General features: G+C 64.6%; 12 protein-coding genes and 3 rRNA genes. 6 read left to right on the top strand and 9 right to left on the bottom strand.

The window, feature by feature from the left end; all coding sequences use genetic code 11:
- Positions 1-57: 57 nt before the first annotated feature.
- On the bottom strand, positions 58-1,698 hold the full coding sequence (locus J2853_RS16750; RefSeq protein WP_307558966.1) for a serine/threonine-protein kinase: 1,641 nt from the start codon (positions 1,696-1,698) through the stop codon (positions 58-60).
- Between the two features lie 277 nt (positions 1,699-1,975).
- Positions 1,976-3,091, bottom strand: a complete 1,116-nt coding sequence (locus tag J2853_RS16745; protein WP_307558964.1) for a PP2C family protein-serine/threonine phosphatase — start codon at positions 3,089-3,091, stop codon at positions 1,976-1,978.
- A 608-nt stretch (positions 3,092-3,699) separates the two neighbouring features.
- Between J2853_RS16745 and J2853_RS16740 the strand changes: the two genes are divergently transcribed.
- The 3 genes from J2853_RS16740 to rrf all read left to right on the top strand — a co-directional run bounded on the left by J2853_RS16740 (position 3,700) and on the right by rrf (position 9,113).
- Positions 3,700-5,220, top strand: a 16S ribosomal RNA gene (locus J2853_RS16740).
- Positions 5,221-5,655: 435 nt separating this feature from the next.
- Positions 5,656-8,791: ribosomal RNA gene (locus tag J2853_RS16735) — 23S ribosomal RNA — on the top strand.
- Between the two features lie 205 nt (positions 8,792-8,996).
- Positions 8,997-9,113, top strand: a 5S ribosomal RNA gene (rrf, locus tag J2853_RS16730).
- Together the 16S, 23S and 5S rRNA genes form the textbook arrangement of a ribosomal RNA operon.
- 247 nt (positions 9,114-9,360) lie before the next feature.
- On the opposite strand, the gene J2853_RS16725 is transcribed toward rrf, so the two are convergent.
- Positions 9,361-9,885 (bottom strand): serine hydrolase domain-containing protein, encoded by a 525-nt coding sequence (locus tag J2853_RS16725; RefSeq protein WP_307558962.1) that lies wholly within the window; start codon positions 9,883-9,885, stop codon positions 9,361-9,363.
- A 72-nt stretch (positions 9,886-9,957) separates the two neighbouring features.
- Here J2853_RS16725 and J2853_RS16720 point away from each other — a divergent pair, with 72 nt between their 5' ends.
- A complete protein-coding gene (locus tag J2853_RS16720) occupies positions 9,958-11,229 on the top strand; it encodes an IS256 family transposase (RefSeq protein ID WP_307568683.1) in 1,272 nt (423 codons plus the stop codon).
- Here J2853_RS16720 and J2853_RS16715 read toward each other — a convergent pair.
- Positions 11,171-11,848 (bottom strand): serine hydrolase domain-containing protein, encoded by a 678-nt coding sequence (locus J2853_RS16715; RefSeq protein ID WP_307558960.1) that lies wholly within the window; start codon positions 11,846-11,848, stop codon positions 11,171-11,173. The genes J2853_RS16720 and J2853_RS16715 overlap by 59 nt on opposite strands.
- A gap of 185 nt (positions 11,849-12,033) precedes the next feature.
- Between J2853_RS16715 and J2853_RS16710 the strand changes: the two genes are divergently transcribed.
- Positions 12,034-12,360 carry a putative quinol monooxygenase gene (locus J2853_RS16710; protein ID WP_307558958.1) on the top strand — a complete coding sequence of 109 codons (327 nt, stop codon included), beginning with the start codon at positions 12,034-12,036 and terminating at the stop codon, positions 12,358-12,360.
- Between the two features lie 196 nt (positions 12,361-12,556).
- Here the strand turns inward: J2853_RS16710 and mctP are convergent, their stop codons facing one another.
- Both mctP and J2853_RS16700 read right to left on the bottom strand, forming a co-directional pair.
- The gene (mctP, locus tag J2853_RS16705) at positions 12,557-14,140 is read right to left on the bottom strand and encodes a monocarboxylate uptake permease MctP (RefSeq protein ID WP_307558955.1); all 1,584 of its coding nucleotides are present in this window, start codon (positions 14,138-14,140) and stop codon (positions 12,557-12,559) included.
- 3 nt (positions 14,141-14,143) lie between these two features.
- Positions 14,144-14,362: a DUF3311 domain-containing protein gene (locus J2853_RS16700; protein WP_307558953.1), complete on the bottom strand. Its 219-nt coding sequence runs from the start codon at positions 14,360-14,362 to the stop codon at positions 14,144-14,146.
- Positions 14,363-14,791: 429 nt separating this feature from the next.
- Between J2853_RS16700 and J2853_RS16695 the strand changes: the two genes are divergently transcribed.
- Positions 14,792-15,745, top strand: coding sequence for a sporulation protein (locus J2853_RS16695; protein ID WP_307558951.1), 954 nt, complete (start codon positions 14,792-14,794; stop codon positions 15,743-15,745).
- A gap of 221 nt (positions 15,746-15,966) precedes the next feature.
- Here the strand turns inward: J2853_RS16695 and J2853_RS16690 are convergent, their stop codons facing one another.
- The 3 genes from J2853_RS16690 to J2853_RS16680 all read right to left on the bottom strand — a co-directional run bounded on the left by J2853_RS16690 (position 15,967) and on the right by J2853_RS16680 (position 18,750).
- Positions 15,967-16,176: a TOBE domain-containing protein gene (locus J2853_RS16690; RefSeq protein WP_307558949.1), complete on the bottom strand. Its 210-nt coding sequence runs from the start codon at positions 16,174-16,176 to the stop codon at positions 15,967-15,969.
- A gap of 363 nt (positions 16,177-16,539) precedes the next feature.
- The gene (locus tag J2853_RS16685) at positions 16,540-17,592 is read right to left on the bottom strand and encodes a class I SAM-dependent methyltransferase (protein WP_307558947.1); all 1,053 of its coding nucleotides are present in this window, start codon (positions 17,590-17,592) and stop codon (positions 16,540-16,542) included.
- 168 nt (positions 17,593-17,760) lie between these two features.
- Complete coding sequence (locus J2853_RS16680; protein WP_370879530.1) at positions 17,761-18,750, bottom strand: LacI family DNA-binding transcriptional regulator; 990 nt, start codon at positions 18,748-18,750, stop codon at positions 17,761-17,763.
- Between the last annotated feature and the right edge of the window lie 312 nt (positions 18,751-19,062).

Below are 19,062 nucleotides of genomic sequence, written 5' to 3'. Positions count from 1 at the left end.
CACGGAGCCGCCTCATCCGGGCCCGAACGGGTCGCATCCGGGACGGAAATCAGCCCTTCAGGGACGGAACCGGATGCCGGGTTTCTCCGAGCCGAGGATGCCGCCGAGACAGCGATAGGTCCTCGTGCCGCCCTCGAACTGCTCCTTCGAGGGCGGCAGGACCGTACTTCGCCACGTGGCGGACGCGGTGGCGCGAGCGTCTCCATACCGGGACGCGAGCAAGATCGACTTCGCGCACACTTTTTTTACCGTCGGATGTTTTTCCAGGGCCCGCGAGTCGTAGGTGAGAGAGTCCGCGGGCAGGGGAGCGATCGCGTAGGTCTCCCAGGAATGGGACTCCTCGCAGGCGATCCTTTTGGCCGTGACGTCGCCCATGACGTCGAGAAGGCCGCTCCAGCACTCCGCCTCCTTCACGCACGCGGCCCGCGCGCCGGGCACCGCCGCCGCGGGACAGGCGGCCGTCACCGTGAGAACCTCCGTGGCCCTCGCGGGGACCTCTCCGTTCCCCGCGCCGGCGTTCCGGGGAGCTTCCCCCTGGGACCAGGGCGGTGGCGGTGGCGGCGGCCCGAACAGGTTCGGGCCGTTCTCGAGGAACATCAGTCCGACCCCGGCCACCAGCAGGATCAGGAAGGCCGCGGTCACCGCGACGAACACCCGGGTGTTCGTCGAGTCCTGCGCGACGGCGGCCCCAGCGGGCGGCTGGGTGCTCGCGACCCTCCGCAGGCCGGGGGAGGTCGGATGCGCGCGGGCCTGCTCCCCGTCCGCGGCCGGGCGGATCGGCGGCGTGCCGTACGACGAGGGTGCGCCCGCGAGGGGCGACGCCGGCGGGGGGAGGGGGACGGAGCGCCGCGAGGACCGGGACGCCGGGGCGCCGTGATCCAGACGCAGGTCGGTGAGGGCGTCCCGCACCATGGCGGCGGACGGGGTGCGCTGCCCGGGATCGGTGACCATGGCCTGCCTGAGCAGGTCGGTCAGTTCCGGCGGCACTCCCGGGATGTCCGGGATGGGCAGGCGGTGCAGGGCCATGACGACCGCGATGTTGACCACGCCGCCCTCCGGGAACCTCGGTGGGCGGCCCGACAGCAGCGCGTAGAGCGTGGCGGCGAGGGAGTAGACGTCCCCGGCGGCGGAGGGCTCGGTCAGCTCGAACGCCTCGGGCGGGGCGTAGGCCGGGGTGAGCGACTCACGCGTCACCGAGACCTCGGCGCCCGAGGCCGACATGGCGGCCAGGCCGAAGTCGGCGAGCACCACGTTGCCGTACCGGTTGATCAGGATGTTGGCGGGCTTGATGTCGCGGTGCAACACCCCGGCGTCGTGCGCGGCCGCCAGCGCGTCGGCGATGCGGATGCCGATGTCGGCGACCTCGGCGGCGGGCAGTTGTCTCTCGGCCCGCATCCGATCCGACAGGGACCCGCCGGGGCACAGCTCCAGGACCATGTACGGTCGGCCGTCGGGCAGGACCCCCGCGTCGTAGACGTGGGCGACGTGCGGATGGCCGGAGAGCGCTCCGGCCGCGGTGACCTCGCGCATGAAGCGGCGCCGGTCCCGCTCCGAGACCAGCACCCGGTTGTCCACCTTGAGCGCCACCTCGCGCTCCACCGCCAACTGCCTGGCCCGGTAGACGATTCCGAAACCACCCTGGCCGAGCACACCGGACACCTCATACCCCGGTACTGCAATGGCACCTGTTTCGGCCACTCGCCACCTCCTGAAGACGAGCGGCAGATTATCGGATTTTTACTTTTATTCCGGGTGCATAAGCCTTCTCGTGCAAGTGAGGAGCGGTTCCGCACCACCTGCGGGGTTCGTCCGGCCTCCTGCCAGGCTCATCCGGCTTCCGGAGGAGCGGCTTACGGTCAGTGTTTCGCCGGAGCCGTGATTCGCGTTACCTCTCCCGCGGCATTCGGAGTAAGCCTTATGCCGTCTTCCGTCTTCCGTCTTCCGTTTTCCGGTGTGATCTGTCGCGGTCCGGTTCTCAGGTCCGCCAGATCAGCACCATGGCGCTGTCGTCGTCGCCGTGGCTCAGCTCCTTGATGAGAGCCGCGGCCTTGTCGTAGCCCTGCTGGACGAGGATCCCGGCTTGGCCGAGCAGCCGGTCGATGCCGGCGTCGACGTCGGCGCGTGCTCCCCACATCCCATCGGTGAACAACATCAGCGCGTCACCCTTGCGCAGGGTGCCCTGGACGCTGTCCCACTGAGCGTCGGGTACGACACCCAGCGCGATGCCGTGCGCCGCGCTCGGCTCCCATCCGCCGCTGCCCCGGCCGAACTTGGCGGGTGACGGATGGCCGGCGCAGGTGATGACGTAGCGCCCGGTGCTCAGGTGCAGGCTCAGATGTACGGCGGTGACCAGACCCTCGCGCCCGTCCTCGCGAATCAGGTAGGCGTTGCACGCGGGCAGGAACCGGGACGCGGGCACGGCTCCGAGCAGTCCGCCGAAGGTTCCGGCGAGCATCATCGCCCGGCTGGCGGCGTCGCCGCCTTTGCCGGAGACGTCGACGAGCGCGACCTGAAGGTTGTCGCCCTCCTGGCAGGAAACCAGGAAGTCGCCTCCGAACAGCGATCCGGGGGCTCGCCGGATGACGGCCTTACGGCCCCAGCCGCGAGGCAGCGTCGGCATCTGGCACATCCTCTGCAGCCGCTGTTTCAGCTCGATGAGGGCCTGATCTCCGCGCAGGCCGTAGATGCCGACGCCGCCGCGCATGTGCGACAGGCGCAACGCCAGCCCTGCCACCACAATGAGCGCGATGAGCTGGCCGGGTTGTACGGCCACGGTGAGCGTGATGATCACGGATATGACGGACACCATGGTGAGAAGGCCCATGGCGGGTAACCGCAGACGCAGGCCGCCGAGCAGCAGGATCGGGGCGAGCAGAATCAGCGGCGCCCATCCGGTGCCCATCGTGGCGCTGAGGGGACCGACCGCGAGTGCGGCGGCGGTCAGGGTGACCAGCAGCAGGCGGTAGCGGGCGACGCCGGGCCGTCGAAGGATGAACGTGCCCCTCGCAGGTGGTCGTCCTTCGCCCGAGGCGGCGTAGAACACCTCTTCGCCTGGGGACCACACGCTGCGGACGATCTCTTCTACGGGCATCGGCGTCTCGCCTGCGGTAGAGGGCTGGTGAGGGCGATTTTATCGGTAGGCCGCCTGGTCGGCCGGGATGAATCGCCGTGGTGGAGCCGGTTGATTTGACGAGGTAGACGGGTGTCCATAAGGTTCACCAGACCCGAGGGAGACGACGGCAACGTCGCGTCCTCGGAACCTCCCCGATCACATCCACTCTTTTGGGATATTTGTGCCCAAAATGGCCTGATTCGACATGAATCGAGTGGTGGACTAGGTTGGAGGGGTTGCTCCGGAAACGGGGTCGCCGGAATTCTATGAAGACCAGCAAGATCGAGTCAATCGCTTCAAACAAGCGAGTTTGACACGAAAAAGCGGGTCTGAAAGAATAAAGGCACAACGAAAGAACACAATAAAACAAAACGAACGCCCCGGATGGTCGGGCCCTGCGGGTTCTGATTCACTCCGGTGTACGCGTCCGTTTCTTGAGAACTCAACAGTGTGTTAAAAGCCAGTGCATGATGCACAACCCCGTTCATCCCACCCGCTGGGTGGGGGACGGATTCCTTTGGTTGATACACGCGCCCCTCTTGTGTGAGGGGCGGGTGCTTTCAGCTGGGGTGAACTTTTTCAGACATTGTTTGGAGAGTTTGATCCTGGCTCAGGACGAACGCTGGCGGCGTGCTTAACACATGCAAGTCGAGCGGAAAGGCCCTTCGGGGTACTCGAGCGGCGAACGGGTGAGTAACACGTGAGTAACCTGCCCCTGACTCTGGGATAAGCCCGGGAAACTGGGTCTAATACCGGATACGACACCTCCTCGCATGGGGTGGGTGTGGAAAGTTTTTCGGTCAGGGATGGACTCGCGGCCTATCAGCTTGTTGGTGGGGTAACGGCCTACCAAGGCGACGACGGGTAGCCGGCCTGAGAGGGCGACCGGCCACACTGGGACTGAGACACGGCCCAGACTCCTACGGGAGGCAGCAGTGGGGAATATTGCGCAATGGGCGAAAGCCTGACGCAGCGACGCCGCGTGGGGGATGACGGCCTTCGGGTTGTAAACCTCTTTCAGCAGGGACGAAGTTGACGTGTACCTGCAGAAGAAGCGCCGGCTAACTACGTGCCAGCAGCCGCGGTAATACGTAGGGCGCAAGCGTTGTCCGGAATTATTGGGCGTAAAGAGCTCGTAGGTGGCTTGTCACGTCGGGTGTGAAAGCTTGGGGCTTAACTCCAGGTCTGCATTCGATACGGGCTGGCTAGAGGTAGGTAGGGGAGAACGGAATTCCTGGTGTAGCGGTGAAATGCGCAGATATCAGGAGGAACACCGGTGGCGAAGGCGGTTCTCTGGGCCTTACCTGACGCTGAGGAGCGAAAGCGTGGGGAGCGAACAGGATTAGATACCCTGGTAGTCCACGCTGTAAACGTTGGGCGCTAGGTGTGGGGACCTTCCACGGTTTCCGCGCCGTAGCTAACGCATTAAGCGCCCCGCCTGGGGAGTACGGCCGCAAGGCTAAAACTCAAAGGAATTGACGGGGGCCCGCACAAGCGGCGGAGCATGTTGCTTAATTCGACGCAACGCGAAGAACCTTACCAAGGCTTGACATTGCCCGGAAACACTCAGAGATGGGTGCCTCTTCGGATCGGGTGACAGGTGGTGCATGGCTGTCGTCAGCTCGTGTCGTGAGATGTTGGGTTAAGTCCCGCAACGAGCGCAACCCTTGTTCAATGTTGCCAGCAACACTTTCGGGTGGTTGGGGACTCATTGGAGACTGCCGGGGTCAACTCGGAGGAAGGTGGGGATGACGTCAAGTCATCATGCCCCTTATGTCTTGGGCTGCAAACATGCTACAATGGCCGGTACAGAGGGCTGCGATACCGCAAGGTGGAGCGAATCCCTAAAAGCCGGTCTCAGTTCGGATTGGGGTCTGCAACTCGACCCCATGAAGTCGGAGTCGCTAGTAATCGCAGATCAGCAACGCTGCGGTGAATACGTTCCCGGGCCTTGTACACACCGCCCGTCACGTCACGAAAGTCGGCAACACCCGAAGCCCGTGGCCCAACCAGCTTGCTGGGGGGAGCGGTCGAAGGTGGGGCTGGCGATTGGGACGAAGTCGTAACAAGGTAGCCGTACCGGAAGGTGCGGCTGGATCACCTCCTTTCTAAGGAGCACCGACCGTGCAGCGCAAGCTGCGGGGTCTACGCCGTGTTCGTGAGCGTTCGTCTCACGCATGGCACGCTCATTAGTGGAGCACTGGCTATTCGGTTCGGCGGGATCGCTGACCGGCAAGTACCGCCCACGCTCTTCGGAGCATGGGAGTGGGAACGACGGTTTCAGGGGTTCGGCCGGGGTGAACACACTGTTGGGTCCTGAGGAAACGGGCCGCTTTCGGGTCACCGCCGTCGGGTGGTGGCCTGGGTAAGTGGCTGCTCGCCCCTGTTGTGGGGTTGGGCGCCGTTGGTTCCTCGTTTGCGGGACCGTTCTCCTGCCACATCGGCTCATCACCTCTTCGCGGGGGTGTGGGTGTCTGGTGGTGGGGTGGATACGGTCGCTGTTTGTTGTTTGAGATTTGCATAGTGGACGCGAGCATCTTTGTGGCCAAGTTTTTTAGGGCACACGGTGGATGCCTTGGCATCAGGAGCCGATGAAGGACGTGGGAGGCTGCGTTAAGCCCCGGGGAGTCGCCAACCAGACGTTGATCCGGGGATGTCCGAATGGGGAAACCTAGCACCAGTCATGTGGTGTTGCCTCCGCCTGAATGTATAGGGCGGTTGGTGGTAACGCGGGGAAGTGAAACATCTCAGTACCCGTAGGAAGAGAAAACAAATAGTGATTCCGTGAGTAGTGGTGAGCGAAAGCGGAACAGGCTAAACCGTTCGCGTGTGATAGCCGGCAGGCGTTGCGCGGGCGGGGTTGTGGGACCCTCTAGCAGGAACTGCCGTTTCTGCAAACAGTAAAAAATCCTTTCGATAGTCGAAGCCTCTGGGAAGGGGCGCCGTAGACCGTGAGAGTCGGGTAGGCGAAATCGGTTGGACTGTTTGAGGGGATCCCAAGTAGCACGGGGCCCGAGAAATCCTGTGTGAATCTGCCAGGACCACCTGGTAAGCCTAAATACTCCCTGATGACCGATAGTGAACAAGTACCGTGAGGGAAAGGTGAAAAGCGCCCCGGTGAGGGGTCGTGAAATAGTACCTGAAACCGTGTGCCTACAAGCCGTAGGAGCGTAAACACTTTTCGGAGTGTTTGTGATGTGACTGCGTGCCTTTTGAAGAATGAGCCTGCGAGTTATGGTGTGTGGCGAGGTTAACCCGTGTGGGGGAGCCGTAGCGAAAGCGAGTCTGAATAGGGCGTTTGAGTCGCATGCTGTAGACCCGAAGCGGAGTGATCTAGGCATGGGCAGGTTGAAGCGCGGGTAAGACCGCGTGGAGGACCGAACCCACCAGGGTTGAAAACCTGGGGGATGACCTGTGTTTAGGGGTGAAAGGCCAATCAAACTCCGTGATAGCTGGTTCTCCCCGAAATGCATTTAGGTGCAGCGTTGCGTGTTTCTTGCCGGAGGTAGAGCACTGGATGGCTAATGGGCCCGACAAGGTTACTGACGTCAGCCAAACTCCGAATGCCGGTAAGTGAGAGCGCAGCAGTGAGACTGCGGGGGATAAGCTCCGTAGTCGAGAGGGAAACAGCCCAGACCACCGACTAAGGCCCCTAAGCGTGTGCTAAGTGGGAAAGGATGTGGAGTCGCAGTGACAACCAGGAGGTTGGCTTAGAAGCAGCCACCCTTGAAAGAGTGCGTAATAGCTCACTGGTCAAGTGATTCCGCGCCGACAATGTAGCGGGGCTCAAGTACACCGCCGAAGTCGTGGCATTCACACGTATGCTGAGCCTTTGTGGTTTAGGTGTGTGGATGGGTAGGGGAGCGTCGTGCGGCCGGCGAAGCGGCAGAGTGATCTAGTCGTGGAGGCCGTGCGAGTGAGAATGCAGGCATGAGTAGCGAATCAGAAGTGAGAAACTTCTGCGCCGGATGACCAAGGGTTCCTGGGCCAGGCTAATCCGCCCAGGGTAAGTCGGGACCTAAGGCGAGGCCGACAGGCGTAGTCGATGGACAACGGGTTGATATTCCCGTACCCGCTACGATGCGCCAATACTGAATCCAGTGATACTAAGGGTCCTTAAGTCCCTCGTTTGCATCCTTCGGGGTGTGTAGGGGTGAGGCTGAACGCCTGGCCTGAACTGGTAGTAGGTAAGCGATGGGGTGACGCAGGAAGGTAGCCCAGCCCAGGCGATGGTAGTCCTGGGGTAAGCATGTAGGGAGAGAGGTAGGCAAATCCGCCTCTCATGTAATCCTGAGATGTGATGCCGAGCCGATTGTGGCGAAGTGGGTGATCCTATGCTGCCGAGAAAAGCCTCTAGTGAGTGTCGTGGCGGCCCGTACCCCAAACCGACTCAGGTGGTCAGGTAGAGAATACCAAGGCGATCGGGTGAACTGTGGTTAAGGAACTCGGCAAATTGCCCCCGTAACTTCGGGAGAAGGGGGGCCTCCGCTGGTGATCAGACTTGCTTTGTGAGCTGGTGGGGGTCGCAGAGGCCAGGGGGAAGCGACTGTTTACTAAAAACACAGGTCCGTGCGAAGTCGTAAGACGATGTATACGGACTGACGCCTGCCCGGTGCTGGAACGTTAAGGGGACCGGTTAGCGCACTTCGGTGTGCGAGGCTGAGAACTTAAGCGCCAGTAAACGGCGGTGGTAACTATAACCATCCTAAGGTAGCGAAATTCCTTGTCGGGTAAGTTCCGACCTGCACGAATGGCGTAACGACTTCCCCGCTGTCTCAACCGCAGACCCGGCGAAATTGCACTACGAGTAAAGATGCTCGTTACGCGCAGCAGGACGGAAAGACCCCGGGACCTTCACTACAGCTTGACATTGGCGTTTGGAACGTCTTGTGTAGGATAGGTGGGAGACTTTGAAGCTATCACGCTAGTGGTGGTGGAGTCATTGGTGAAATACCACTCTGGTCGTTTTGAACGTCTAACTTCGGTCCGTGATCCGGATCAGGGACAGTGTCTGGTGGGTAGTTTAACTGGGGCGGTTGCCTCCTAAAGAGTAACGGAGGCGCCCAAAGGTTCCCTCAGCCTGGTTGGTAACCAGGTGTCGAGTGTAAGTGCACAAGGGAGCTTGACTGTGAGACCGACGGGTCGAGCAGGAGCGAAAGCTGGGACTAGTGATCCGGCGGTGGCATGTGGAAGCGCCGTCGCTCAACGGCTAAAAGGTACCCCGGGGATAACAGGCTGATCTTCCCCAAGAGTCCATATCGACGGGATGGTTTGGCACCTCGATGTCGGCTCGTCGCATCCTGGGGCTGGAGTAGGTCCCAAGGGTTGGGCTGTTCGCCCATTAAAGCGGTACGCGAGCTGGGTTTAGAACGTCGCGAGACAGTTCGGTCCCTATCCGCTGCGCGCGCAGGAGACTTGAAAGGAGCTGTCCCTAGTACGAGAGGACCGGGACGGACGAACCTCTGGTGTGCCAGTTGTTCCGCCAGGAGCATGGCTGGTTGGCTACGTTCGGAAGGGATAACCGCTGAAAGCATCTAAGCGGGAAGCTCGCCTTGAGATGAGGTCTCCCACCACGTGAGTGGGTAAGGCCCCCGGGAGACGACCGGGTTGATAGGCCGGAGGTGGAAGCACGGTAACGTGTGGAGCTGACCGGTACTAATAGGCCGAGGACTTGACCACAAAGCAATCGTGCTCTGAAGGTCAACCGATGGTGGTTGTCGCTGCGCTCTGTATCCTTCGCCGGGTCCGGAGCAGCGCGTGACCGCTGGGGTTGGTTGGTAGGAGGGCAGTGTTGCCCGCGTCCACTATGTGATTCTGAAACAGCAAACACCGCCCCCCACGGCAGAGTTGGTGGGGGTGTGTGGTGTTGATAGTTTCATAGTGTTACGGCGGTTATGGCGAAGGGGAAACACCCGGTTACATTCCGAACCCGGAAGTTAAGCTCTTCAGCGCCGATGGTACTGCACCGGGGACGGTGTGGGAGAGTAGGTCGCCGCCGGACAATCTTTGAGAAGGGTCACCCCATGCGGGGTGGCCCTTTCTTCATTTCCAGCCCCCTTTTTTTCGTTGAGGGCTTTCCCAGGGTTCCCTGCGGTTTTCCCTGGGGTTTTCCCTGGCGGCTTTTTGCCTGCGGATCCACCGCGCGGACCTGAGGGTTTTCCCCAGGCTTGTGCCGGAATTCTTTCCCGGGCCGGCCGTTTCGTGTGCGGGTCGTTTCCTCGACCGATCCAGCCTGTTTTTCCGCGACTTCACAGGCACATCAGTCTCTGCGCTATGGCCGTGGTCTCTCCGGCAGCGGACGAGTTGAGCTGGATCACTATCTGGCGGCGTCCGTCCTCGCTGCTCATCGCGACCCCTGAGTAACCGTGGATCATCCCAGAATGGCTCCATACGCGAATGCCGCATGGCAGCTCGTCGGAGAAGACGCCGAAACCGATTCCGTTCTTACGAATGAGAGCCTTTCCTCCGGGCAGGTCTCCGTTGAACAACGCCCGATAGAAAACCGCTACGTCGTGCGCGGTAGATACCAGCCCGCCGGCTGACCAGAAGATCGAGGAGTGCACGAGCGTCGCTCCCCGACTCTCGCCGTGCTCGCCCTGGGCGAGCTTTTGCGGCAGGAGGTCGTCCGGTAGTTCTGTGGCACTGAGCCCGAGCGGTTTCACGATCCGCGTGCGGAGCGCTTGCTCGTACGGCTGACCGGTGGCCTTCTCGATGATGGAGCAATGATCGAAACCTGTGGATCTGCCGGGGAGGGGTGTACCTTCCCGGATCATCCGATGATGGTTTCGAGATAAGGCCGACGTTGGCGCGTCGGTCGGGAAGGCACACCCGTGCCGCTCACCGTAGTGCCCGAACCGCCCGCTGACGACAGCTCATCGACGGCCGCCGCCTCCTCGTTGATCGATGAGATCGTCCGTGAGGGCGCCCGTAAGATGCTGGCCGCCGCGTTGCAGGCCGAGGTGGACGCCTACATCGCCGCCTTCGCTGACGAGCGCGATGCGGCCGGTCGCCGTCTGGTGGTGCGTAACGGCTCCCATCAGCCGCGCGAGATCCTCACCGCGGCCGGCGCGATCGAGGTCACGGCCCCGCGCGTCAACGACAAGCGCATCGACGAGCAGACGGGTGAGCGTCAGCGGTTCTCCTCATCGATCCTGCCGGCCTGGGCGCGTAAGACCCCGCAGGTCAGCGAGGTGTTGCCGCTGTTGTACCTGCACGGCCTGTCCTCGGGCGATTTCATCCCCGCGCTGGGCCAATTCCTCGGCTCGACCGCGGGCCTGTCCGCGCCGGTGATCACTCGTCTGACCGAGACCTGGAAGGGCGAGCAGCGCGCGTTTGCCGCCCGCGACCTGTCCGGCGCCGACTACGTCTACCTGTGGGTCGACGGCATCCACGTCAACATCCGGCTGGAGGAGCACAAGCTGTGCCTGCTGGTGATGATCGGGGTGCGCGCTGATGGCCGCAAGGAACTCGTCGCGCTGAGCGACGGCTATCGGGAGTCGGCTGAGTCGTGGGCCGATCTGCTGCGCGATGCCAAAAGGCGCGGGATGCGGGCGCCGGTGCTGGCGATGGGGGACGGTGCGCTGGGGTTCTGGTCCGCGCTTCGGGAGGTGTTTCCGCAGGCCAGAGAGCAGAGGTGTTGGTTTCACAAGATCGCTAATGTGCTGGGGGCGCTGCCGAAGTCCGCTCACCCCGCAGCGAAGAAGGCCCTGGCCGAGATCTGGAACGCCGAGGACAAAGACCATGCCCAGGCCGCGGTCAAGGGCTTCCAGGCCGCCTACGGCGCCAAGTATCCCAAGGCCGTGACCAAGGTGGTCGACGACCTCGAGGAGCTGCTCGCCTTCTATGACTTCCCGGCCGAGCACTGGGTGCACCTACGCACGACCAACCCGATCGAGTCGACCTTCGCCACCGTCCGGCACCGCACCAAGGTCACCAAGGGGCCCGGCTCACGCGCTGCCGGGCTGGCCATGGCGTTCAAGCTGATCGAGTCCGCCCAGGCCCGCTGGCGCGCGGTCAACGCCCCTCATCTGGTCGCGCTGGTCCGCGCCGGGGCGACCTTCACCGGCGGCAAGCTCGTCGAACGACCCGACGACCACGTCCCATCCGCAGCCGCTTAAAAGATCTTGATCCACAGGTATTGACGATTGCTCCGATGATGAGCCCGAGCAGGATGAAATTGGTGTTGGAGTAGCGATAGTCGCCGCTTTCGGAGAGTTTGCCCACGTAGCTCAGCAATGTCCGGGGCGGCCATCTCCGTGAGTGCTCACCGCGCTCCAGGATGGCTTCCATGAAACGGGGAGTGGTGAGATAGTCCGGTATGCCACTGGTATGCGTCAGTAACTGCGTGACGGTCACGGCATCGGCGCCCGGCAGGATTCCGGGCAGTAGGCGCCCGAGTGTGTCGCCAAGGGCGAGTTTCCGCTCGTGAACCAGTTGGAGCACGAGCGTCGCGGTGAATGTCTTGGTGATGCTCGCGATCCGGAAGCGGTGGTCCGGCCGCATCGGGTCTCGTGCCGTCGCGTCGGCGAATCCGGCCGCTGCCTCCCTCACCTCGTCGCCCTCGCGAAAATGGACCGTCGCCCCAGGTGATCCGGCGGTCACCAGATCGTCCGCACCGGCCTGAACGGCGGAGGCGTATCCGATTCGTGGGGGTTCGGTCTCCGGGGTGGGAGGTGTCTGGGAGCACGGGCTCATGGCGATGACCAGTGAAATCGATCCGAGGCGGGTCGCGCGCATCCGATGGCCCTCCATTCGCCGTGATCGTGACGGTACAGGTGTGGCCGGATATAGGTAAGCCCGCCCGATGGAAGCGGAAGCCGGGCGGGCGTGGCTCATTACAATGTCGATGATGACCAAGCGGCACGCCCAACCCGCGCCCGGCGGAGAATCGTCACCTGCGGCACAGCGAGGGAAACCAACTCATGATCTTCATTGTCGTCAAGTTCGCCGTCCGTCCCGAGCGAAGCGATGACTGGCTCTCGCTCGTCGACGACTTCACCCAGGCCACGCGGCGGGAACCGGGGAACATCTTCTTCGAATGGTCCAAGAGCGTCGACACGCCCGACGAGTTCGTCCTGGTCGAGGCGTTCGCCTCGTCCGCCGCGGGCGAAACGCATGTGAGCTCCGAACACTTCAAGACCGCCATGGCCTGGATGCCCAAGGTGATCGCGAAGACCCCGCAGATCATCAACGTCGAGGTGCCCGGTGAGGGCTGGTCACAGATGGCGGAGCTGACCCCGGCCTCGTAGAGCGTCGAGACGGACCCGGGCCGGTGATCTCGCACGGGCGGGCTCGCGGCTCATCACGGCGAGATGCTTTCCGGCCTTGCGATGCGACCGGAACGGCCGACGGGCGTCGATGAGATCCGTACGGCTCGCCCTCCGTTTTCGGGGAGTGCGAGCCGTACCAGGTCATCTGTTTTCGGGGAGTGCGAGCCGTACCAGATCAGAGGTCGAGGTCCTTGACCCGGGGGTCGCCCTCGTCGGCGAGATAGTGGTCGGGCCGGGTGGTGTCGTCGCCGTCGGCCACCTTGGCACCACGGGCGATGACCGTGGCGAGCGCGGCGACCGCGAGGTTGACGGCCAGCGCCACGACGCCCGCGTAGATCGTCATCTTGGTGTCCAGGCCCAGCTTCTCCAGCGGGAACGCCGATCCGGCGAAGTGCAGCTTGCCGGTGGCGGGGTTGCCGATGTTGTAGAGCATGAGCATTCCGGCGACCATTCCGGCGGCCCATCCGGCGATCAGGCCGATGCGGTGGAACCAGCGGGTGTAGAGCCCCAGCGCGACCGCCGGGAGCGTCTGCAGGATGATGATGCCGCCGATGAGCTGGAGGTCGATGGAGAAGCCGGTGTCCAGGAACAGGATGCACAGCACCGCGCCGACCTTGACGAGCAGTGAAGTGATCTTGGAGACCCGGGCCTCGTCGGCGTCGTTGGCGTTCGGCCTGATGTACTCCTTGTAGATGTTGCGAGTGAAGAGGTTCGCCGCGGCGATCGACATGATCGCCGCGGGGACCAGCGCACCGATGCCGATCGCGGCGTAGGCGACCCCGGTGAACCAGTCGGGGAACATCTGGTCGAACAGCTGCGGCACGATCGTGTTGTTGTCCGTGCCGATGGGGGTGATCCCGGCCGCGATGGCCATGTAGCCGAGCAGTGCGATCAGGCCCAGGAGCAGGCTGTAGGCCGGGAGCGCGGACATGTTCCGCTTGATCACGTCACGGTTCCTGGAGGCCAGCACGCCGGTGATGCTGTGCGGGTAGAGGAAGAGCGCGAGTGCCGAGCCCAGGGCCAGGGTGATGTACTGCAGCTGGTTGTTGGCGTTGAGGAAGATGCCGTCGCCCGGTGCGGGCGAGGCCGCGAACTTGGCCTGGGCGTTGTCGAAGACCGCGTCCCAGCCGCCCAGCTTGATCGGGATCACGATGATCGCGACGATGATCACGATGTAGATCAGCGTGTCCTTGACGAAGGCGATCAGGGCCGGGGCGCGCAGGCCCGACTGGTAGGTGTAGGCGGCCAGGATGGCGAACGCGATGATGATCGGCAGATGGCCGGTCACCCCCATCGACTTCAGCACGGCCTCGATACCGACGAGCTGGAGCGCGATGTAGGGCATCGTCGCGACGATGCCGGTGATCGCGATCAGCAGTGCCAGCGTGGGGGAGCCGAAGCGAGCCCGGACGAAGTCGGCCGGCGTCACGAAGCCGTGCACGTGCGAGACCGACCAGAGCCGGAGCAGCACCAGGAACACGATCGGATAGACCACGATCGTGTACGGCACGGCGAAGAAGCCCATCGCGCCCGCGCCCCAGATCAGCGCGGGCACGGCCACGAAGGTGTAAGCGGTGTAGAGGTCGCCTCCGACGAGGAACCAGGTCACCCACGGCCCGAAGTTCCGGCCTCCGAGGCCCCATTCGTCGAGGCTGGCAAGGCTGTCCGGACGGCGCCAGCGCGCGGCCACGAACCCCATGCCGCTGACGAGCAGGAACAACACGGAGAAGACGATGATCTCGGTCAGGTGCTCGTTCACCGGTCATCGCCTCCGCTTGGTCATCTGGTAGACGACCGTGGTGGTCACGACGCCGACCGCGATGCAGGCGAATTGGAACCAGTAGAACAACGGGAAGCCAAAAAGCCGAGGTTCATCGGAATTGTAGAGAAAGCTAAGTAAAGGTAGGACGATCGGTAAAATCAGCAGCCAATTCCAGGGACTGCGATCGCTTCGATCGCTCCCATTGGGAGTGGTCAACATGGCCTCCTCGAGATGGAGAGGGGGATGGTCGGCGGGACCATCTCCTTCGGCTGACCGGCAGCGTAATTACATGACCGTTTCATTCGGGTCACCGAGCGCCGAGCGGATCGGTTCGCGCGATGAACGGTAGGGCCGCCCCTCCTTGTCGCCGTCGCGATCGGCGCCTCGGACGACAACGTCATCCCGGCGGAGGACCGATGGACCGGCGCCCACCTCGCCGTTGTCCAGGACGGGCGGGCCCGCCCGCACGTCGTGACCGACGCGGCGCGAGACGCTCCCCGAACCACCCAGCCGACCAGGATACGCACGTGAGGCCGTCCGCCGCTTCCGATGGCCACTCCGTGCGTGCTCGGCGTGTCCGGGAACCCTGCCCACCTGGTGATCGTTTGTTGTTCGGTCTCATTCATCGCATGAGCAGGAGAGGAAAACGTGATCTTCAAACGGATGCTGGGGGCCCTCGGTGTCGGGGCGCCTTCGGTGGACACCGTCCTGGCCGCGTCTCGGGTACAGCCCGGCGGGCTGGTGCACGGAGAAGTGCGGATCAAGGGCGGCGACTTCGACGCCGACATCGAGTACATCGCGCTGGGGCTGGTCACCCGGGTCGAATCTGAGCACGGCGAGGGTGAGCAGATCGGCCTGATGGAGTTCCATCGCGTGCAGGTCTCGGGACCGTTCAAACTGCGCACCGGTGAGGACAAGGTCGTCCCGTTCGGTTTTCCCGTTCCGTGGGAGGCGCCGATCACCGAGATCGCCGGTCAGCACCTGCGCGGCATGGCCATGGGCGTGCGCACCGAGCTGGCCATCGCCAAGGCGGTCGACAAGGGCGACCTGGACCCGCTCGAGATCGAACCGCTGGCCTCCCAGGAGGCCGTGCTGCGGGCGTTCTCGCAGTTCGGGTTCCAGTTCAAGGGAGCCGATCTGGAGCGGGGCCACATCTACGGCATCAGGCAGCAGCTGCCGTTCTTCCAGGAGATCGAGTTCTACCCCCCGCCCCAGTACTCCGGGCAGATCAACGAGGTCGAACTGACCCTCGTCGCAGGCCCCGGTGGCCTGGACGTCATCGTGGAAGCCGACAAGCGCGCCGGCCGTTCGAGCACCGACGCCATCGGCCGCTGGCAGGTCAGCCACGACCAGGCCCTGCACCGCGACTGGGCATCGGAGATCAACGGCTGGCTGGCCTCTCTGGCCCAGTACTCCCACGGCGGCTTCCACCAGGGCGGCCACGACCCGTACGCCCACCACGGCGGTGGTCACCGCGGCGGGCACCACGGTTCGGGGATGGGATCGGTCGTGACCGCCGGAGCGGCGGGACTGGTCGGCGGCTACGTGGTCGCGGACATGGCCGAGGAGTTCTTCGAAGGCGAGGAGGGCGAAGAGGAGTGACCGCCCGGGGACCCGCCCGGTGAGCCCGGACGGGACCTGACGGGATCCGGTGGTGACGGCCCGCCTCGCCTGGCGCGGGAGGGGGGCCGTCACCACCTGCCGGGGCGATGTGGGCCACGGCATGGGCCTGGAGCGGTGACAGGTCGTGGCCGACCACGATGTCCACCTCGGCGCGCATCGCGTGACCGATCCGGCGGGGCCGTACCGCCCCCTTGACGTCCTCAGTCGCGCGTCGCCAGGATCAGGTCGGACGCCTTGATCACCGCGATCACCTCGCTGCCCTGAGACAGGCCCAGCTCCCGCGCGGCCTCCATGGTGATCGAGGCCACCAGCCGTACCCCGCTCGCATCCAGCTCCACGTTGGCCGTCGCCTCACCGTGGGTGACGGCGGTGACCCGTGCCGGAATCTTGTTGCGCGCACTCAACAGCATGACAGGCTCTCCCTGATCGAAATCGTTCCCTGCCTCCCCTGTTCCCCCTTCCCGGCACATCACGGCCACGGTAAAACCGGTGTTCACCTGAGAAATGCCAACGAGGAGTCGCGATCGTCACGAGCGCGCCGACCGTTCATCGGGAAGGGGGTGTTCGGGAATCGTCCCGCGGCGACGACGTCCGCCCGGCCGTATCCACCCCCACGGCGCGGATTCCTCACGTACCGGTCGCGTCCACCCCCACGGCGCGGATTTCTCATGTATCGGCCGTATCAATCCTCATGGCGCGGATTCCCCGCGTATCGGCGTGCCCACCCCGTGGTGCGGATCTCCGTACCGTGAACCCGCCGGTTCCGTGCTCGGCTACCGGCGGGCGGCGATGGCGAGGAAACGGTGTTCCGGGTCGTCGTAGCCGGTCAGCTGCCACCCGGTCTGGTGCATCGATCGACGCAGGGGCGCTTCGGCGAGAGGCTCGTCGGGGCGCAGGGTGCGGCCGTGGCGGGCGGCGAGAGCGGCACGTCCCGAGGGATGGAAGAGGACGAGCCGGCCACCCGGCCGGGTGATGCGCGCCAGCTCGTGAAGGCACGCGTCGGTGTCGGGCAGGTGCGTGATGAGCCCGGCGGCGAACACCGCGTCGACGGACGCGTCGGTGAGGGGCAGGTGCCGGGCGTCGGCGAGGACGAGGGCCGCGTGCTCGGCGCGGCCTTGAGAGCGGACCTGTTCGAGCATCTCGGGGGTCAGATCCACCGCGATGACACCGCCGCGGGGACCGACGGCGCGGCGGAGGGCGGGTAGGGCGCGGCCGGTGCCGCAGCCGACGTCGGCGACGACGCCGCCTTTCGGCAGACCTGCCTCGGCGATCGCGGCGGCGTAGGCGGGCAGGTCGTCGCCGAACTTGGTGTCCCAGGTGGCGGCGCGGGTGGCGAAGAAGGCCCGGCTTTCGGTGACGTACCACCGGGGGTGGCCGGCCAGCCGGGCGGCGACGTGGCGGATCACCGGCCAGGCCGGATCGTTCAGGTCGATGACGATGTCAGCGTCGGACTTCGCGTTCCCGGGCCTGGTGGACGCGGTGCGCAGCCGGATCACCACGTCCCAGCGGTCGCGAGGTGGGTGGGCCCGCCAGTGGGAGCCTTGTGCCACCACGACCGCGTCGGCGTCGCACGCGGCGCTCCAGGTGTCATCGCCGGTGGACGGGACGGTGTCGAACAGGCGGACGCAGGCGCGTCCTGCGGCGTGGACGGTGTCCGCGAGGCGTTCGGCGACGATCAGGTCCTGCTCGCCGCCGCCGTCGACCACCACGTACGCCGGTCCGGCCGGGAGCATTTCAGCGACATTCCGCAGGAGTTCCTCCCATCGGAGAGCCTGGGCGGCGGTCATCGCCCGCGGTGTGGATACCGGTGTCACGTCGTCAGCCATACGTCAATCATGCAGATGCCGCCTTGACATGGCTAGAAGGCCAGGAGACGCGAGGGCTTTGAGGACTTTCGGGTCGATATCACGAGGGGCGACGTCTCGGTGCACAGCCGGTGGAGCCCCGGGGGAGACCGTCTCGCGAGGACGCCTCTCTCCTCGCGCCGCGAGTGGTCACCGCAGGGGGGCGGTGCTGTTCCTGGCGACGAGCAGGGGAGGCACGGTCAGCCGCTCGCGTACGGGGGCCTCGCCCGTCTCGATCTGCCGGAGCAGCACCTCGATGCTGCTCCTGCCCACGGCGCCGAAGTCCTGCCTGACGCTGGTGAGCGGCGGGGAGAAGAACTCCGCCTCGGGGATGTCGTCGAAACCCACGAGGCTGACCTGCTCGGGGACTTTCACTCCTTCCTCGGTCAGCGCGCGCAGCACGCCGAGGGCCATCTGGTCGTTGGCCACGAACACCGCGGTGACCTGGTCGGCCATCGCGGCGAGCAGACGGCCCGCCGCGTATCCCGAACGCGGGCTCCAGTCGCCGGCCAACGGCGTGGGGACGGTCCGGCCGGCGGCTTCGAGGGCCGTGCGCCAGCCCTCGATGCGGCTCTCGGCCTCCAGCCAGTCGGAGGGGCCGCTGACATGCCAGACGGTCTGGTGCCCCAGCTCCAGCAGGTGCTCGGTGGCCAGTCGGGCGCCCTCGATCTGATCCACGCTGACCACCGACATCTCGCCCTCCTGCTGACCTTCGACGGCCACCGCGGGCATGTCCCGGGGCAGGCCGTCGAAGGCGCGGGCCGCCAAGCGCCGCGGCGCCACCACGACGATCCCGTCGACCCCCTGGTCGGCCAGATAGCCGATCGCGTCGCGCATGCCCGCCGCGTCGACGGTGCGCAGGCTGACGATGCTCACGAAGTAACCGGCCGCCCTGGCCGCCTGCTCGATGCCGTCGACCGTGCTGGCCGGGCCGTACAGCGTGGTGTTGAAGCCGACCACGCCCAAGGTCCGGGTGTGGCGGGTGACCAGCGCGCGAGCGACGAGGTTGCGGCGGTAGCCGAGCCGGTCGATCACTTCCAGGATCCGGGTGCGCGTCTCGGCACGAACGTTGGGATGCTCGTTGAGCACCCGCGAGACCGTCTGATGAGAAACGCCCGCCGCCTTGGCCACATCGGTCATCACGGGGGAGCGGCGCTCGGTACGTGATCTCACCGTCCGTTCCTTCCGTCATCTGGGCACGTCTGTGGACGTTGGCAAGGGGTTCCCGCGAGAGGGTCCTCCGGTCACGATCCTGCTCATACCGAAGGGCGCCGTTAACCCTTTAGGAAAACCTTTTCGCTGAGAGGGTGTGCGCCCGGTCGGGGCGCGTGGTACGTGCCATGCAGAAAATAGCCTGACCGAACGGGGTAGAGCAAGGGCGACGGTGCCTTCCCGCCGACATCGACTCACACCGGACCCATGCTTCGAAAACCTTTTACTTTGGTTTCAGAT

The sequence above is a fragment of the Streptosporangium lutulentum genome, from assembly GCF_030811455.1.
Classification (GTDB): Bacteria; Actinomycetota; Actinomycetes; order Streptosporangiales; family Streptosporangiaceae; genus Streptosporangium; species Streptosporangium lutulentum.
Note: the sequence above shows the minus strand (reverse complement) of the source record. Positions and strands in the feature narration are given on the sequence as shown.

Excerpts from the sequence above, each read along its gene's own strand:
- J2853_RS16745 (WP_307558964.1), bottom strand. The coding sequence starts at position 3,091 with ATGCCCGTAGAAGAGATCGTCCGCAGCGTGTGGTCCCCAGGCGAAGAG.
- J2853_RS16725 (WP_307558962.1), bottom strand. The coding sequence starts at position 9,885 with ATGATCCGGGAAGGTACACCCCTCCCCGGCAGATCCACAGGTTTCGAT.
- J2853_RS16715 (WP_307558960.1), bottom strand. The coding sequence starts at position 11,848 with ATGCGCGCGACCCGCCTCGGATCGATTTCACTGGTCATCGCCATGAGC.
- J2853_RS16710 (WP_307558958.1), top strand. The coding sequence starts at position 12,034 with ATGATCTTCATTGTCGTCAAGTTCGCCGTCCGTCCCGAGCGAAGCGAT.
- J2853_RS16700 (WP_307558953.1), bottom strand. The coding sequence starts at position 14,362 with ATGTTGACCACTCCCAATGGGAGCGATCGAAGCGATCGCAGTCCCTGG.
- J2853_RS16690 (WP_307558949.1), bottom strand. The coding sequence starts at position 16,176 with ATGCTGTTGAGTGCGCGCAACAAGATTCCGGCACGGGTCACCGCCGTC.
- J2853_RS16685 (WP_307558947.1), bottom strand. The coding sequence starts at position 17,592 with ATGGCTGACGACGTGACACCGGTATCCACACCGCGGGCGATGACCGCC.
- J2853_RS16680 (WP_370879530.1), bottom strand. The coding sequence starts at position 18,750 with ATGACCGATGTGGCCAAGGCGGCGGGCGTTTCTCATCAGACGGTCTCG.